16 protein-coding genes are annotated in these 16,894 nt (G+C 35.0%); 11 read left to right on the plus strand and 5 right to left on the minus strand.

Translation table 11 applies throughout. The features are described 5' to 3' along the window. Nucleotides 1–232 precede the first annotated feature (232 nt). Entirely contained in the window at nucleotides 233–2,008 is a 1,776-nt protein-coding gene (locus tag NRIC_RS12625; protein ID WP_146623065.1) for an ABC transporter ATP-binding protein, read from the plus strand. A gap of 234 nt (nucleotides 2,009–2,242) precedes the next feature. Here the strand turns inward: NRIC_RS12625 and NRIC_RS12630 are convergent, their stop codons facing one another. Further along, the gene (locus tag NRIC_RS12630) at nucleotides 2,243–2,803 is read right to left on the minus strand and encodes a helix-turn-helix domain-containing protein (RefSeq protein WP_175580086.1); all 561 of its coding nucleotides are present in this window, start codon (nucleotides 2,801–2,803) and stop codon (nucleotides 2,243–2,245) included. 458 nt (nucleotides 2,804–3,261) lie between these two features. Between NRIC_RS12630 and ccpM the strand changes: the two genes are divergently transcribed. Continuing rightward, nucleotides 3,262–4,689: a Cys-rich peptide radical SAM maturase CcpM gene (gene ccpM, locus NRIC_RS12635; RefSeq protein WP_146623067.1), complete on the plus strand. Its 1,428-nt coding sequence runs from the start codon at nucleotides 3,262–3,264 to the stop codon at nucleotides 4,687–4,689. A gap of 10 nt (nucleotides 4,690–4,699) precedes the next feature. Then, on the plus strand, nucleotides 4,700–4,942 hold the full coding sequence (locus NRIC_RS12640; protein WP_146623068.1) for a hypothetical protein: 243 nt from the start codon (nucleotides 4,700–4,702) through the stop codon (nucleotides 4,940–4,942). Here the strand turns inward: NRIC_RS12640 and NRIC_RS12645 are convergent. From NRIC_RS12645 to NRIC_RS12655, 4 genes are all read right to left on the minus strand, one after another. Beyond that, entirely contained in the window at nucleotides 4,917–5,300 is a 384-nt protein-coding gene (locus tag NRIC_RS12645) for a hypothetical protein (protein ID WP_146623069.1), read from the minus strand. The genes NRIC_RS12640 and NRIC_RS12645 overlap by 26 nt on opposite strands. A 147-nt stretch (nucleotides 5,301–5,447) precedes the next feature. After that, the gene (locus tag NRIC_RS19715) at nucleotides 5,448–5,582 is read right to left on the minus strand and encodes a hypothetical protein (RefSeq protein WP_265416114.1); all 135 of its coding nucleotides are present in this window, start codon (nucleotides 5,580–5,582) and stop codon (nucleotides 5,448–5,450) included. Nucleotides 5,583–5,606: 24 nt separating this feature from the next. Further along, on the minus strand, nucleotides 5,607–5,975 hold the full coding sequence (locus tag NRIC_RS12650; RefSeq protein ID WP_175580087.1) for a DUF1694 domain-containing protein: 369 nt from the start codon (nucleotides 5,973–5,975) through the stop codon (nucleotides 5,607–5,609). A 378-nt stretch (nucleotides 5,976–6,353) separates the two neighbouring features. Then, a complete protein-coding gene (locus NRIC_RS12655; protein WP_146623071.1) occupies nucleotides 6,354–6,566 on the minus strand; it encodes a hypothetical protein in 213 nt (70 codons plus the stop codon). A gap of 167 nt (nucleotides 6,567–6,733) precedes the next feature. Here NRIC_RS12655 and NRIC_RS12660 point away from each other — a divergent pair, with 167 nt between their 5' ends. The 8 genes from NRIC_RS12660 to NRIC_RS12695 all read left to right on the plus strand — a co-directional run bounded on the left by NRIC_RS12660 (nucleotide 6,734) and on the right by NRIC_RS12695 (nucleotide 16,818). Then, a complete protein-coding gene (locus NRIC_RS12660; RefSeq protein WP_146623072.1) occupies nucleotides 6,734–7,549 on the plus strand; it encodes a MerR family transcriptional regulator in 816 nt (271 codons plus the stop codon). A gap of 320 nt (nucleotides 7,550–7,869) precedes the next feature. After that, nucleotides 7,870–8,721: a PRD domain-containing protein gene (locus NRIC_RS12665; RefSeq protein WP_146623073.1), complete on the plus strand. Its 852-nt coding sequence runs from the start codon at nucleotides 7,870–7,872 to the stop codon at nucleotides 8,719–8,721. Further along, a complete protein-coding gene (locus tag NRIC_RS12670) occupies nucleotides 8,721–10,553 on the plus strand; it encodes a beta-glucoside-specific PTS transporter subunit IIABC (RefSeq protein WP_146623074.1) in 1,833 nt (610 codons plus the stop codon). Before NRIC_RS12665 ends, NRIC_RS12670 begins: the two co-directional genes overlap by 1 nt. Before the next feature lie 9 nt (nucleotides 10,554–10,562). Continuing rightward, nucleotides 10,563–11,990: a glycoside hydrolase family 1 protein gene (locus tag NRIC_RS12675; protein ID WP_146623075.1), complete on the plus strand. Its 1,428-nt coding sequence runs from the start codon at nucleotides 10,563–10,565 to the stop codon at nucleotides 11,988–11,990. A 10-nt stretch (nucleotides 11,991–12,000) separates the two neighbouring features. Continuing rightward, a complete protein-coding gene (locus tag NRIC_RS12680) occupies nucleotides 12,001–12,780 on the plus strand; it encodes a histidine phosphatase family protein (protein ID WP_146623076.1) in 780 nt (259 codons plus the stop codon). Nucleotides 12,781–13,346: 566 nt separating this feature from the next. Continuing rightward, a complete protein-coding gene (locus tag NRIC_RS12685; RefSeq protein ID WP_146623077.1) occupies nucleotides 13,347–14,213 on the plus strand; it encodes a PRD domain-containing protein in 867 nt (288 codons plus the stop codon). Next, on the plus strand, nucleotides 14,206–16,065 hold the full coding sequence (locus NRIC_RS12690) for a beta-glucoside-specific PTS transporter subunit IIABC (protein WP_146623078.1): 1,860 nt from the start codon (nucleotides 14,206–14,208) through the stop codon (nucleotides 16,063–16,065). Before NRIC_RS12685 ends, NRIC_RS12690 begins: the two co-directional genes overlap by 8 nt. A gap of 27 nt (nucleotides 16,066–16,092) precedes the next feature. Further along, nucleotides 16,093–16,818 (plus strand): glucosamine-6-phosphate deaminase, encoded by a 726-nt coding sequence (locus NRIC_RS12695; protein ID WP_146623079.1) that lies wholly within the window; start codon nucleotides 16,093–16,095, stop codon nucleotides 16,816–16,818. Nucleotides 16,819–16,894: the final 76 nt, after the last annotated feature.

The following is a 16,894-nucleotide window of genomic DNA, read 5'->3' on the forward strand; positions in this document are numbered from 1 at the left end:
GTGCCTAGAGCTATAAGGGATTCGGGCGATATATCATGTTTCAAGTTTTAGTTATTTAATCGAATATTGAACTCTCGTGTAAAAATTTGAATGTTTAATAAACCGAAGGAAAACAGGGAAAAGCACTTAATAATAATATGTATAATTGTATGTGAAAAGTGAAATATCAAACAATACTCAGAGTTACCTTCAAAATATTCCTAAAAAAGACAGAAAAAGGTCGTGATAGAAAATGGAAAATCTATCTACTACTCAAGCATTACAAACCCTGTTTAGAGCAATTCGAATGCTTTATAAGTTCAAAAGATCACTATTGTTTATCATGTGTATTAAAACACTAATTGAGGGCATGATTACCCCCCTCTTACTAGTCGTAATGCAGCAAGCAATAAATAATATTCAAACTAAAACTGGAAATTTTACTATTATAATTTGGATGTTTTGTTTTTATTTTTTAATAAAGATATTGTTTGAAATTTTTGATACTTGGTTGAATGTTTATACTGAAAAAGTCCAAAGTCTCTTTTCTAAAGATATAGAATTGCGAATCTATGACAAGATTTCTTCCATGGATCTGGAAGATTTTGAAAATCATGAAACTTACGATCTACTTAGAAGAGCGCAAACGCAAAGAGGGGAAAACATTGTTTCCTTTTTCAAAGAATTCATGGGAATATTAAGAGAACTGATCAATTGTGCTGGTATGTTAATAATATTAGTACGATTTAATATTGTTCTAGTCTTTTTAGTAACCTTGATACCTATAGTTCAGTACTTCTTTTCGTTAAAAATTGGAAAGGAGCAATTTAGTACCATGGTTGCTCGAACATCTAAGGAAAGAAAAGTCTGGTATATTGACTACTTGTTTACTACAGGAAATGCATTCAAAGAACTTAAACTATTCAATTTCGAATCTTTTCTAAAAATACAGTATGAAAAGCTAAAAAAAATAATTATTACTCAAGACATAAAAATTGCAAAAAAATATGCAAATAACTCTTTATTATTTACAACTTTTGATTTGATTTCTTCATTCGGACTATATGTGTATATAGGATACAAAACCTTTAGTTCAATAATTCTGATCGGTGATATGACAACTTATATAAACGGTATTGATAGTGTAAAGAATAGTGTTTCCTCATGTATTCAAGCTGCTTCCAATATTACACGAAATAGTTTTTATCTGTCTTTACTTTTCAAATTTCTAGATCAAGATAACCAAAATACTACTGTTGGAAATGATATTCGGAAAAAGACTATAACAAGTATTGAAACTATTGAACTAAAAAATGTTTCATACAAATATTTAGGCTCGTCTGATTATGCAATAAAAAATGTATCATTCGTATTAAAAAAGGGTAGTGTGTTAGGGATTATTGGAAAAAATGGATCAGGGAAGTCTACATTGATTAAAATTATCTTAGGTTTTTATAAAAACTATGATGGAACAGTATTAGTTAATTCCAAAGATTTGAGAGACATTGATTCTTACTCATACCAAAAACAAATTAGTGCCGTATTTCAAGATTTTATAAAATATGAGTTTTCATTAAAGGACAATGTGATGATATCAGATATATCTAAATATAATGAAGAAGATAAGTTCATTAATTCTATAAAAGATGTCGGATTAAACGATTATATCCATAATCATGATATGATATTAGGGAAATGGTTCGAAGGAACGGATTTATCTATAGGACAATGGCAAAAAGTTGCAATTGCACGATCAATTTTTAAGGATTGTAGTATGTTAATAATGGATGAAGCGGATGCGTCACTTGATGTAATATCGCAAAAAGAAATTTACAAATTGATTGCAAAAATCTATACAAACAAGATTGGGATTTTTGTGTCACACAAAGTAATAAGTACAGGGAAAATTGCATCAGAAATACTAGTATTAAAGAAAGGAGAGGTTGTAGAATACGGGAGCTCTGAGAAATTGGCTGAAAATCATAAGCATTATTTTGAAATGTTAGAAGCAGATATGGATTATAACTGATCTTTATTAAGAAGATGACTATATAAAAACACTTTTAACATCACATTGATACTATGCGTTGATAGACTTCAGATTAACAAAATTCAAAAGGATATTTTCAGTGATAATTATTAAGAGAAAGCATAATGAAAAAAGGCGTCTTTTAAAAAGAGGCTGTGACAAACACCCATGGCGGTTGTCACAGTCTCTTTCAATTGTCTAAAGTATTGTTATAAGGATTTTAATTAATTTTCGTCAAACACCAGTAGCAAAAACTATTACTCCACTATAGGTGAGTATTGTTAACAAGAATGAGAAAACTGTAATAAAAAAAGAGATGAAGATAATAATCTGAATTATGCGATGAATAATTTTTTGTGTCATATTTAAAGATTCTTTGTAGAAAGACTTAAAGTATAGTACAGCCACAAAACAAATTGAAATGATAAACATGATTTGGAGTGGAATATCAGCCATTAGCATCCTTGAACCATGAACTAATAAAGGATTCAAAGACAGAATTGAAAATAATGAAACAAAGAAACATACAATAAGTATAAAGATACTTTGACCTAACAATTGATTAATAACAGCGTCATCTCTAATCTTTTTCATAAGTTGCTCATCTCCTTTAATTAATATATCCAGCGAGACATCAAAAAATAAACTTATTTGCAACACCATATTTATATCTGGCAGACTTTTTCCAGTTTCCCAGTTGGAAATTGTCTGTCTTGAAATATTGAGTTCATCGGCTAGTTGTTGTTGAGTAATCAATTTCTTTTTCCGCAGGTGTGTAATAGTTTTTCCAATCACGTTAAACATCTCCTTTCTTCACATATATTGTATTCTGTGAATTAAAAAAAATCTAGCAAATATGTAATGCAAATGATTTTTCCTGATGTAAAGATGATTTGACAAAGTTCTCTACAACAGTAATTCCTGAGTATTGAATTGAATAGACGGATAAAAATCAATAATTGTTTTTGTCTCAAAAGAATTACCTGTTATTGTTACAATTAATGAATATATTGAATAATTCCAACGAAGTAAGAATAAAAGGAAAAAGTATGAACTATCCTTTTATACCAACGCTTATAGGCTATGAAATGTAAACTCAACAGTATTGAAGCAGTTTCGTAACTACTCAATAATAATAAATGATGGTAGGATAAAAATGTAAATATTACTAAGTGCTCTTCTCTGTTATCACTTAAAGTTCAGTTTTCTATAACCTTTATTGTTAATTACTTCACATTAGGAAGGAGAATTTCATGAAGAACAATATTCCGTTTGTCCATTTGTTTAATGTTTCAGAAAACCATTATATGTTTGATGTGAATACTGATTCGATACTAAAAATTACCGAGAGTACGAGTAAAAAAGTAAACGATTTATTCGATAAATCTAAACATGGAGAGGTTGAAAATTCAGAAGATCTTCTGAAACTTAGGGAAAATGGGTATCTAAAATCAAATAGAGTCGAAAAGACGCTACACCCTAGCACAAAACTGTTGCCGACAATATTGAGATCAAAAATAAATTTTCTTGTTCTTCAAGTCACTCAAGGATGTAATCTAAGGTGTAGTTATTGCATTTATTCTGGATTGTATGATACGAGACAGCATTCGAAAAAAAAAATGTCTTTTGATACTGCTAAGAAAGCTATGGACTATTTGATCACTCATTCGACTGATAGTCCCGACTTAAAAGTAGGTTTTTATGGTGGAGAGCCTCTATTAGAATTTGAATTAATTAAAAAATGCGTTGATTACATGGAAACTATGGGAGCTAATAAACCTCGAGTATATAACATTACCACAAATGGAACATGCTTGACTTCAAACGTAATGGATTTTTTTGTCAAACACAATTTCAGAGTTACGATTAGTCTTGATGGACCTGAAAATGTACATGATAGAAGTAGAAGATTTGTCGATAGCGATAAGGGGTCATTCAGATTGATAAAACGGAATTTGGAAAAATTTAAAGAAAGACATCCACAATATTATTCTCAAAACGTTGGTTTCAACACTGTTTTAACATCAAAAGACAGTTATTTTGAAATAAGTGATTATTTTAATTCTGAAGATGTGTTTTCGAACTCAGAGTTTTCATGTAATTTTGTATCGGATGCCCAGTCTAAAGATGCTATCAATATAAATGATCAATTCCTTCAAGAATATTACTATGAATATTTCAAAATGTTATTGTCCAAAGTTGGGCGTGTGGGTGAAAAGAATGTATCAGTAATTATTAAGCAGGAATTTACTAATATATGGCAAACTCGAACGGGAAAACAAAATTTTAAAAGGGAAAAATTGCCTAGTATTTCCCATCACGCGGGTCCTTGTATTCCTGGAGAAAAGTCGCTTTTTGTGACTGCTGATGAAAAATTATTTCCTTGTGAGAGAGTTAGTGAAAATTCTGAATATTGTAGTTTAGGCAGCCTTGATTCAGGAGTAGATGTTAACAAAGCTGAAAAAATGTTAAATGTTGAGACCGGCATGGAAAAGCACTGCCATAATTGTTGGGCTTACGAATATTGTGGAATGTGTTGTAGATTTTCCACAAGTCAAGCTGATATCACAAAACAGATTCAAATGAGGTGCTCAGGTATGAGAACAGGAGTGGAGAATTTGTTCAAGGATTACTGTGTATTGCGCGAATTAGGATTCGATTTTGAAGTTAACCATAATTAGGAGGGATGAAATGTCTAAAGTAGTGATTTATCCATTCGATAAAGGATCTGAGGTAATAGTGTCTAATAGAAAACATTTGATAGATTTGGAGATATCTCAATTAATTTGTCCAAATGGATGGGGTTATAAGAGCTATGATGGTGTTAATGTGGATCATAATTTCAATGCTAACTGTGATTTACTTATTATTCCCGAGTATGAGAACGAGATTAATTTTGAAATTGAAATCATTGTGTTAAAATATATTGGCTAAAGGATAAGTGATTCTTTTTGGCTGCTATTTTTATTTTATTTGCAGCAAAGCACTCTGTAAGAATATGATCAGAAGAAGTCTTTGAAATTCCAATTTGATATACTGTTTCCTTCATCGTCATTTCTTTTCGAATAATGTTTGGTGGGGTAGACATGTATATTTTTGTTGCATCTTCTGATTCTTCTGGGTCAGGTCTATCAGCACAAACAATGATATCACCCTTGCTGACAGAGAGACCAAGTAGTTCGTAATACCTAACGATCAAGGCCTTCGTAAATGTTGTAAGACCCATACCATTACAGATACTATGGGTGGTTTTCACAGTAAAATGAGTTTGATCATAGGTGATTCTTATCATATGACGACTCCCGCTACTATAATAATCATCAAAAATAAATTGAGTACCTTCTGGCTGTACTGGAGCATATTGAGTAAGAATCTCGAAGTTATAGTGAAAAAATCCTTTTTTACTCGGTCATTTAGAAAAGGTAGACGCCGCATTAAATCATTTGCGGCTGTTTACATGGTTCACTCGTTTTTTCAAGTGAACAGAAAGGGCAAATACACCTGTCTGTTCATTATTATTGATAGCAGTATAGTATTGGCCCATTAGATCGATTTTCATAAATTTATTCTCCATTTCCCCTCCTGAAAAACGATTTCTTTATCTTTTTGTTTGCGGCTCCAAAATCACAGCAATATGGGAAGATTTTTCAAAATCACTCGTTTTTGAAAGTCGATAGCCATCGTTTACAACAATCGTAAAATCCCCATTTTCTCTTATAATCAACTTCATTAATTTAGAAATATACTTTTGTTGAAGATTTCCGTTAATCAGTAATTTTCCTTTCGTATGACTCAAAAGCGTTTTTAACTTTTTTATTGACCCGCTGATATTTTTATGAAAATCCTTGAACGTTATGAAATGCATAATTTTTTTTGAGTTGCTCCCTAACAGCAGATCAGATTCAATTACAGGCCTATTTGCATTTTTTTGATGTTGTAGGATATATTGTTGAATTTTTTTAATCATTTTTGATCTCCTCATTATTCTGTATTTTAAATTCTAAGTAAGAATGAACCATCGATTTTAATAGATATAAGTAATCTGTTTCTTGTCTTTTCGCAGACGTAAATAGTGTTCTGGAAATTATCTGACAAAGTATTTTTATTTCTTTTTGTTCAAAGCTTCTCCTAGATAATTGGAAATTCTGAAAACGGACCTCAATAATTTGTGCAATTTTTTCTTCTAAAGAAACGAAGGGCTTTATATATTTTCCAGAGTTTAATTTGATTAATTGATTCAAGCATTTAAAAGAAAAGTTCTTTTTACCTAAAGCAATTAGTTTTTCAATAAAAGTATCCAGCTCTTCTTTTGAAGTAACTTGAGGGAAAGTTTCAAATATCTTGATTAAAATTTCGTGTTTATGGCATCTAGAAACGCATTGATATTTTTGTAATACCTCAAGAAAAATGGTTTTGAAACATTTGCTACTTTTAAAAGTTCCAGTTGAGAAAAATTAATCGTTTTCTTTCGTTCTGCTAAAAATTTCATCGCAAAAAACAATCTGTAATCAAGTGCATTTTGATTATTTTCTTTTCTGAAAAATATAATTAGTTCCATATTGAATCATCTCCATTCATCGTTATAAATAATTTAAATCCTTTTTTAACGCTAATTATCTGGATTCCTTACTAAGCATTTTAATCAAATTGTATTGAAGATCCCCAAGTGATGTGCTATAACTCATTTATAAGGTATCCCTTAAAGGGAAGGTCAAGGAGGAGTTTATGAATCATAAAGATTTATTAACAATTGGAAAACTTGCGGAGCTTTCTGGCATTCACGTAAAGGCTTTACGATATTATGATCGCATTGGTGTTCTTACTCCAACTATCGTGGATGAAGACAACGGATACAGGTACTATTCGAAGGAGCATGTTCTTTTAGTTGAGATAATAAAAATGTGTGCAGATGTAAGTATTCCTCTCAAGGAATTAAAAAATTACTTATCAGATGATGGTTCGATTGAAAACGTTGCTGAGTTAGCAGATATCGGGATTGAAAAAATCACGCAGCGGATAAAAGAGTTTCAAGAACAGCTCTTATTTTTGGAAGAAATAAAGAGTGATATTCAACGTATTACACGGATCGGTGAGGGAAAAGAAGACACGATCATTCGTTTTGAAGCAACTGACTATTGGCTAGAACCTTATGAAGGAAACATTGGAGATTTGGAATACCATAGATTAATGGGAAGGCTTTTTGAAAAGCTTGAGACAGATTTAGGATTGAAATCCAAATATGAAATGGGTACCGCATTTATTAATAGAACTGGAAAATACGAATCCTATATGTTTATCAGACTTGAAAAAGACGAGAAAAATCTTGATTTTGATAATGTTATTCGAATTCCAAGAACTGCGTATAGATCAGAATTGACGACCGAAAAAAAGGTAGCCTCTGCTCAAAAAATATTTCCAGACTTACTTTCAATCGATTATGAGAAATTTATCTTTCAACTGGAGATTATTTCTGTCCAAATGAATGAAAAGAGTCCGAAATATGAGATAAGATGTTCGCTTCCAAATTATTTAAGAAAGTAACGGATGTCGTCTCAATAATTATTAATTTAAAAAGAGGGGATTAAGAAAAAAGATACCTTAATTAGCCTTGGTAAATCTGATTGTATAAGACTTTTTGCTACACTAATTATACGAATTCCATTACGGTTTATCTGAAAAATTCTAAAATAGATTGACTTTCTATTTTTTTTTAGCTAATATAGTGATGACAAAAGAAACCGCTTTTATTCGACGATAGAATAAAAACGAGAGTATGTTACTGAATCGCAGGCAGACTCAAATCACTAGCATTTTTTGCTGTGGTTTGAGTTTTTTTTGTTCAAAAAAAAGGAGGAGAAACTATGATCATTCGTCAGATACTCAATAATAATATTGCTCTAGTGCAGCGGGGTGAGCTAGATGTCATGGTGATATCAAGAGGTGTCTCTTTCAAAAAAAAGGTCGGTGATACGCTAACATTAGCAGAAGTAGAAAAAGTTTTTGTCCCTGATTCGCATGATGTGCTGGAAAATTATAGTTATCTTCTGAGTCATGCTGATCCATTGACGCTTGACGCAACTGAACAAATCGTGAAGTATGTTGAGGACCTAGAACAAAAGAAAGTAAATGACTATCTCTATTTAACATTGTTAGATCATATTGATTACGCGTTGAAAAGAGCTGAAAAAAGTCAATTCATTATTAGTCCGTTGGCTTGGGAAGTCCGAAAATTCTACCCTGAACAGTATGCAATGGGCAAGCGAGCTCTTGCTATCATTACTGAAACGACCGGAGTTGAATTTCCTGAAAGCGAAGCTATCTCGATAGCTTTACACTTTGTTAACCTGAGCAATCCAGAAATCGACATTGAAGAAACGATAAACGCGATGGAAGTAATGAATAATATTTTACGAATTATTCGGGTCCATTTTCAATTGGATTTCGATGAAGGATCAATGAACTATAATCGTTTGGTCACTCATTTGCAGTATTTTATTCAAAGAATCTCGGCAGGTGAAATCTATAAAAGTGAAAATGAGGAATTGAATAAGCAGATTAGAATGATGTATCCCGAAGCTTATCTGTGTGTCAATAAGATCCGAATTTACATTTTAGATCGTTACGATCGTGAGATTACTCAAGATGAGGAGACCTATCTTATGCTGCACATTAATCGTGTCACACAACGTGAAGAAAGAGAGGAGCAACAATAATGAAATATGAAGCTTTTTGCAATCAGATCATTGAACTCGTTGGTGGAAAAAGAAACGTAGAAGCAGTTGTTCACTGTATGACTCGCTTACGTTTTACTTTAAAAGACGCCAGTTTAGCTAAAGCGGATGAGATTCGTGCATTAGATAGCGTAGTTGATGTCGTATCAAATAAAATCTCATTTCAAATTATTATCGGAACCGAAGTAGCGAAAATTTATCCTGAACTTCTGAGTTTGCTAGGAATGGAAAATGTTGAAGAATCAAAAACCAATAAAAATGTCGTGAAACGAATCTTAGATCTTTTATCTGAGAGTATCACACCAACGTCGCCGGCTTTAATGTCTGTCGGATTGATTGCTGGTATTCTATCGATATTTACCTTGACGGGCTTGTTATCACCAGAAAGTTCTACCTATATTATTTTTGACAGTATCAAAACGGCGATGTTTAGTTTCTTACCAGTGTTTATGGCAGTTTCTGCTTCAAAGCGTTTAGGGACGAACACGTATATGGGGATTCTTCTAGCCGCAACTTTGCTTACCCCCACTATCAATGGAGTGGAAGGGTTAACTTTGTTTGGAATTTCATTACCGACAATCACTTATTCTAGTTCATTTTTACCGATTCTATTAGGTATCTGGTTTATGGGAAAAGTGACCGCTGCGACGACTAAGATTGTTCCAAAATCATTGGACTACTTTATCTCACCAGTGATAATTATCATGATTACTCTACCCGTCACACTGCTCTTATTTGGTCCGATCGGTACGTGGATCAGCAATGGGCTCTCATTTGTTGTCGACTTCTTGACTCAATCAGTCGGATCGTGGGTGGTAGTTGCACTATATGCGGCATTCCAACCATTTTTAATTATGTTAGGGGCGGCTAATTTTACGATTCCTTTGATTATGAATGCTTTTGCGAGTCAAGGCTTTGAAACGATCTTTGTGCCAGGCTTTATCATCTCGGATTTAGCAGTTAGCGGCGTAATGTTCGGCTACTTCCTTCGTGCGAAAGAGAAAAAACAAAAGTCATTTTTTGGAACGGTTGCCTTTAGTGCCTTCATGGGTGTAACCGAACCAGCAATCTTCGGTGCCTTTGTTAAATATCGTCGACCATTTATGGCGGTAGCGATCGGCGGCGGGATTGGTGGTCTGATTGCCGGAGTGATGAATGTTAAAGCCTATTCGTTAACTACGCTCTTTGGAGTGGCCAGCTTTATTGGGGATAATCAATACAGTAATTTCTATTTTATGATCATCGCATTAGTCGTGGCCTTCATCGGATCGGTGATAGCAGGTTATTTACTGTGGCTGCCAAAAGAAACGGCTATTGATGAGGTGACGGAAATTAATGAAACCGCCGACAAGTCTGTTTTAAGTAAGGTGGATATTATTGCTCCGGTTGCAGGGGAAAAAGTTCCTTTAAATGAAATCAATGATCCTGCTTTCTCTAGTGGGGCACTCGGCAAAGGTATTGGGATTACACCAACAGAAAATAGTATAAAAGCACCAATCAGCGGCAGAGTCGTCTCGTTATTCCCGACCAATCACGCAATCGGAATCAAGAACGAAGATGGCGTGGAGGTCTTGATCCATATTGGCGTAGATACGGTTGAGCTGAAGGGACAATTCTTTAAGCCGTTGGTCAAGGTGAATGATCCAGTCGAACTGGGAACGCCATTGATTGAAGTGGATTTTGATCAGGTCAAAGAACATGGCTTTGATCCTACTGTAATTATGGTGGTGACCAATACGCAAGACTATTTGGATGTGGTGGCGAATACGGCCGCTGAACCATCTAGAAAAGAATTGTTAACGGTTGTCTTATAGGAGGATAAAATGAAGTTTTCGCAGGACTTTTTATGGGGTGGCAGTATTGCCGCTCACCAAACAGAGGGAGCTTTTGATCAAGATGGCAAAGGGCTGGGGATTATGGATCTTTTAACCAGCGGCAGTTATCTTAGACCAAGAGAAATCACTAAAGAAATAGAATCCGGTAAGCGATATCCTTCTCATGAAGGAATCGATTTTTATCATCGCTACAAAGAGGATATTCGACTTTTTGCTGATATGGGCTTTAAGGCACTACGAATTTCAATTGATTGGTCAAGAATTTTTCCTAATGGTGATGATGTTCAACCAAATCAACAGGGGATTCAATTTTACAGTGATCTAGTAGATGAATTGCTCAAGTATGGAATTGAACCGATCGTCACCTTATATCACTTTGAAATGCCTATGGCGATCGTAGAGAAGTACGATACATGGAAAAATCGCGCAACGATTGATTTGTATTTGAGATTTTGCCAAGTAATGGGAGAAGCATTAAAGGGACGAGTGAAGTATTGGATTACCTTCAACGAAATGAATCACATTGATCCAAAAACGGAAGTCTCAGATATTTTCACCTACATTCTTGCGGGTCTAAAAAATTCTGAGATTGAAGAACCGCAGAAAACACTAGCTGTGATCAGCTATAACATGACATTAGCTTCTGTTAAAGCAGTCAAACTGCTGCATGATCTTGATCCAAAAAATGAAGTGGGATGTGTCTTTGGCTTAACACCATCTTATCCAAAGACCTGTCAGCCGGAGAATATGTTGAAATCTTTTCAAGATACATTGCAAGAATTCTATCAGATCGATGCAATGGTCGGTGGTCGTTTTCCTAAGTATAAATTGTTTGAATACCAAAAGATGGGGATTACGTTGGACTATCTCGATGAAAACCAGCCAGCATTTGCAGAAGGGAAAATAGATTTCATCGGGTTGAATTATTATATGAGTGCAGTAAGCACGATAAAAGAACGGAGCGATCAGGAAGGTGCCTTTTTCGGTGGTGAGCTGAATCCGTATCTCGAAAAATCAGAATGGGGCTGGTCGATCGACTCTGTTGGCTTGCGCTACCTGTTGAATTTTGTCTATCACAAATACCATCTGCCGATCATGATTTGTGAGAATGGCTTAGGTGCAGAGGATATACCATCAAAAGATGGAACAATCAACGATGATTATCGGATCGATTATCTACAAAAACATTTGAGCGAGTTGAAGAAAGCGATCTTTGAAGATGGGGTCGAATGTTTTGGCTACTTGATGTGGGGGCCGATTGATCTGATCAGTGCCACTACAGGAGAGATGAAAAAACGCTATGGCTTCATTTATGTGAATAAGCACGATGATGGGTCGGGCGATTTATCCAGAGTTCCAAAGAAATCTTACTATTGGTATCGAGATATGATTAGTACTCAAGGAGTAAACTTATAGGAGGAAGAAAATGAAGAAATTTTTAAAATCAATGTTGGTATTAAGTGCAGTTCTACTGTTAGGAGCTTGTGGAACACAAAATCAACAGGCTAGTGAAGAAGAGAAGAATGAAGAAATTACTCTGTATCTCGTTCGCCACGGAAAAACATTCTTTAATAGTACTGGGCAAGTCCAAGGTTTTTGCGATTCACCTTTGACCGAAGATGGTATTGAAAAAGCCAAACAATTGGGTGAAGGATTAAAGGATATCGAATTTGATCTCGCTTATTCCAGCGATTTAGGAAGACAACGTAATACTGCCAAACTAATTCTATCCAAAACAGCTAAATCAAAGCCAAAGCTTACCGAATTAGATGGCTTTAAAGAATGGAATTATGGCGGTTATGAAGGCAAAACAAATGAAGAGATGATGAAACCAGTACTTGAGTCAAACGGCTTCGAGTATGATGAGAGTGGAAGCCAATATGGTGCGATGGTTGAAAAACTTGGAGATGAAGGAATTGCTGATACGATCGCTAAAAATGATCCACTAAAGGCCGCCGAGAGTTATGATGAGATCGTTACTCGAGGCACTGCTGCGATGGACAAAGTAATCAAGGATGCAAAGAAGAATAATGCCAAAAATGTTTTGATCGTATCGTCTGGCGGGATGATTCCAACTCTATTAAGTATTACCGCCCAAGAGGAATACAAAGGTGAACCGATCAGTAATTGCAGTGTAACAACGTTGAAGTATAAAGATGGCACCTACAAAATTGAATCAATTGGGGATACTCAGTATATCGAGTGATAGAAAATGCTCCACACAGAACCTAATAGAATAAATGGCGTTCAACATGATGTTGGTCTGTTATTTTAAAATGAATGTTCAATCAATAGAATGACAAATGCTAGAGTAGAAATTGAGTGTCGATCATCAACCAACAGGCAATAATTTGAACAGCACTTGACGAATATAAGGTTGATTGAGATGTCGACCCTTACTGAATAAATTGATTCGAATTTTAAGAGAATACATTTAATGATTTTCCTAAGATTGATTCTTGAGGAATATAACTATAATTATGAAAACGTTTGCTCGGTGTGAGCTAACTGTTTGTTTTATTATAATTATCCTGTTGCAAACGAAAAATACCTGTGCTATTCTTTGGGTACAAACTAATATTAGGAACGTAACTATAACTTTTAGGCGTCTCCAAAAGGTCCATCCTTGGATGGTATCTTTTGGGGCGCTTTTTAGTTTTTCTGGAGGTGCTTGAATGAAATAAAAAATTTACGGCATTGAAAAGTCAATTGACAAGTTCTATCGAATCATAGAACCTTAAAGTAAAAGAAGTGTTAAGGGACGTGAAAAGCATGCAGTACTCGATCGTGAGAAATCTGAACAATCATGTTGCCTTAGTCAAAGATGAAGAGCAAAAAGATTTCATCGTGTTTGGACGAGGCATTGCTTATGGGAAGAAGACTGGACAGATAATTTCAGAAGTAGACATCACCGAATGTTATTTTCTAGGAAAAAAAGACATGGCCTATTTTTCAGATATTAGTGAGCAGATGGTGCCAGAGATTATCGTTATCGCTGAGCAAATCATTTCGGAAGCAAAAAAAGCAGTTAAGGGAACTTACAATGCAAATTTGCTATTGATGATTTCCGATCATTTGAATTTCGCAATCGAACGGGCGAAAGAAGATATTTCCATTAAGAGTCCTTTGGAATTTGAAATCAGAAGATTATATCCAAAAGAAATAGAAATTGGAAGGATCGCAATCAAACTTGTAAAAAAAGAATTAGGAGTCGTATTGCCAAAGGAAGAAGAAGCGATGATCGCCTTGCACATCGTAAACAGTCAAGTAGGCGGTGAAGTGATCCAAAATGCCATGCTCATCACTGAGATCAGCAATAAAGTCATCGATATTTTAAACTTTCATTTTCAAACGAATTTAGATATGAACACTAGTGTGATGGCACGCTTTCTGATTCATTTGCGTTACTTCATCATGAAATATATGAAGAATGAAGAGAAGGAACCAGAAGCAGGGTATGAGGGATTATTTACTTTTTTAAGTACAAAAGACCCAGAAATCTATGCAGCAATTCAAAAAATCGATCAATTTATTTACAAGAATTATGGTTGGAGCATTTCAGAAAATGATCAAATCTATTTGATGATGCATGTCAACCGTTTGGTACAGGAAATAAGAGAGGAGCATACTGATGAATGAAACAGCAGAACAGATTTTAAAGCTGGTTGGCGGAAAAGAGAACATTTCATCGTTGGGGCACTGTATTACTAGACTAAGAATCACCTTGAAAGATAAGAACAAAGCACAGGTCGAACAAATCAAGCAATTGGATGACGTTATGAATACACAATTCCAAGGTGGTCAATTACAAATTATTCTTGGTCCAGAAGTAACGAAATACTATAATGCACTAATTGATCTTACAGGTGACATTAATGGTGCAGATGATAAGTCTCCCAAAGAAAAAGTCTCACTTCTGAATAGAATCGCTGGTAACTTATCAGGTATTTTTATTCCTGCCATAGCGGCTATTTCTGCGGGTGGTACGCTTAAAGCGGTACTTGCACTACTTATGGCTATTGGTTTAGTTGGGGTAGATTCAGATACTTATACTATTCTAAATATGCTGGGAGATGCACCATTTTATTTCTTACCAGTAATTCTTGGTTTTTCGACAGCGTCAAAGATCAAAACGAATCCTTATCTAGGCGCTTCGTTGGGTGCGGTTCTGGTTTATCCAACATTAATTAATGGAGCCGCTGAAGGGTTGAGCGCTTTTAGTTTTCTCGGATTGCCTATTCCTTATGGCGCTTATGCAAGTACCGTATTGCCAGTTATCTTGGCGGTGATTGTTTTGAAGTATGTCTATAACTTCTTAAATAGAATTATCCCGGCAGTCTTAGAAATTGCGGTCACCTTTGCTTTAGCCTTCTTTGTTACTAGTATTATCATGTTGATGGTTTTAGCGCCTGCTGGTAATTATTTAGGAATCTACTTAGCAAAAGCCTTTACTTGGCTGTTCGCAACAGCAGGTCCTTTAGCAGGTATGATGATGGGTGGGTTCTTTACAGTAATGGTCATGACGGGATTAGGGTATGCCCTAATGCCAATGGTTTTCCAAAATTTAAGTGTACTTGGTTATGACTTTATCTTTATTCCATTTATGCTTTATTCCAATATCAATCAAGGCGTGGCGGCATTGGCTGCTAGTATTAAGCTGAAAGATAAAAAACAAAAATCTGTAGCCATTGGAACAGGTGTGACTGCGATTTTCGGTATAACTGAACCGGCCATGTATACAGTCAATTTACGTTACAAAAAACCATTTTACTCAGCAATGATTGGATCTGCTACAGCTGGTCTGCTCTCTTCACTATTTTCGGTAAAAGCCTTTGTGATGGCAGGTGGTGGTATCACAGCATTACCAGCATTTATGAGTTCAGAATATAAGAACAATCTGTTGTTTATGTTGCTTTCATTAGGTGTGGGGATGGTTATAACGTTTGTAGTTAGTCTTGTCTGGACCAAGGAAAGTGATTTGGATGAAGAGATCGATGTTTCAAAACAAAAGAACGCAATAACACTAGAAAATGGGGCGACACTGACCCTTTCTAGTATCGGCAATGGCAAAATGATCGATATTTCGGAAGTACCTGACAGTACTTTTTCAGAGGGAATCATGGGTCAAGGTGTAGCAATTGATATTCAAGATGGTAAGATTTATGCTCCCTTTGATGGTGAAGTCGCTGCGATTTTCCCAACCAAACATGCAATTGGCTTGAAATCAAAAGAAGGGATTGAAGTATTGATTCATATTGGCGTTGATACTGTTCGTTTAGGCGATGATTATTTTAATGGTCATGTAAGAAATGGCGATGCGGTGAAAAAGGGTCAGCTATTAATTGACTTCGATTATAACAAATTGAAGGAGACAGGAGTCTACACACCAACGATCGTACTTGTAACGAATACGAATGATTTTGACAAAATTACTGTTAGGAATACCGAGCAGTTCAAAACTGAAAGCGCGCTAATGGATATTTTAGTGTAAATTAAATTAATTGGAGGAAAATGGAAAATGAAAGTAATTATTACAAAAGATTATGCGACAATGAGTGAATTAACAGCAGGAATTGTTTTAGAAAAAATGATGGAGAGCAAAAGAGTGAATCTTTCATTAACCGCGGGCAGTACACCCGAAGGAATGTATCGAATTTTATTGGATAAATTGAGTAAAATCGAAATGGATACTTCATTGATCAATTATTATAATTTTGATGAAGTCCCCCTTGAAAACGAACGGTACGGATTAACAATGAGTACACTAAACAAGGATTTTTACGAGCCAGCCAAGATTGCGAAAGAAAATATTCATGAACTAAATCTAGAAAACTATCAAACATTTTCAAGAAAGATTATTCAGGATGGTGGACTTGATTTAATTGTTATGGGAGTTGGCGCCGACGGGCATTTTTGCGGCAACATGCCGGGAACAACAGGCTTTGATAAAGATATTTATTCGTGTGAGTTAGTTCCAGGCAGCGATGGCTTTCAATTAGTAGAAAAAATCACTGGTAAAACGCCAGGTCCGGAAACCGTCACTTTTGGACCTAAAACTGTTTTGGGGGCTAAGCAGCTTGTCCTGATTGCTAATGGTGAGGCAAAAGCAAAAATTATCAAACAAGTGTTGGAAGGCCCCGTCACTGAAGAGGTTCCATCATCGATTTTGACCACTCATCCAAATATCACAGTAATCTTGGATCAAGAGGCTGCTCAATATTTGAACAAAGATCTATTGAAATAACTTTCGGAGTGCTAAGTCGATATTCGGATAACTCAACGGATCATCAGAAAATTATGTATTATAATTTTTGTCGATT

Origin of the sequence: Enterococcus florum, assembly GCF_004309355.1 — a bacterium.
In the GTDB taxonomy this organism is placed as follows: domain Bacteria; phylum Bacillota; class Bacilli; order Lactobacillales; family Enterococcaceae; genus Enterococcus_A; species Enterococcus_A florum.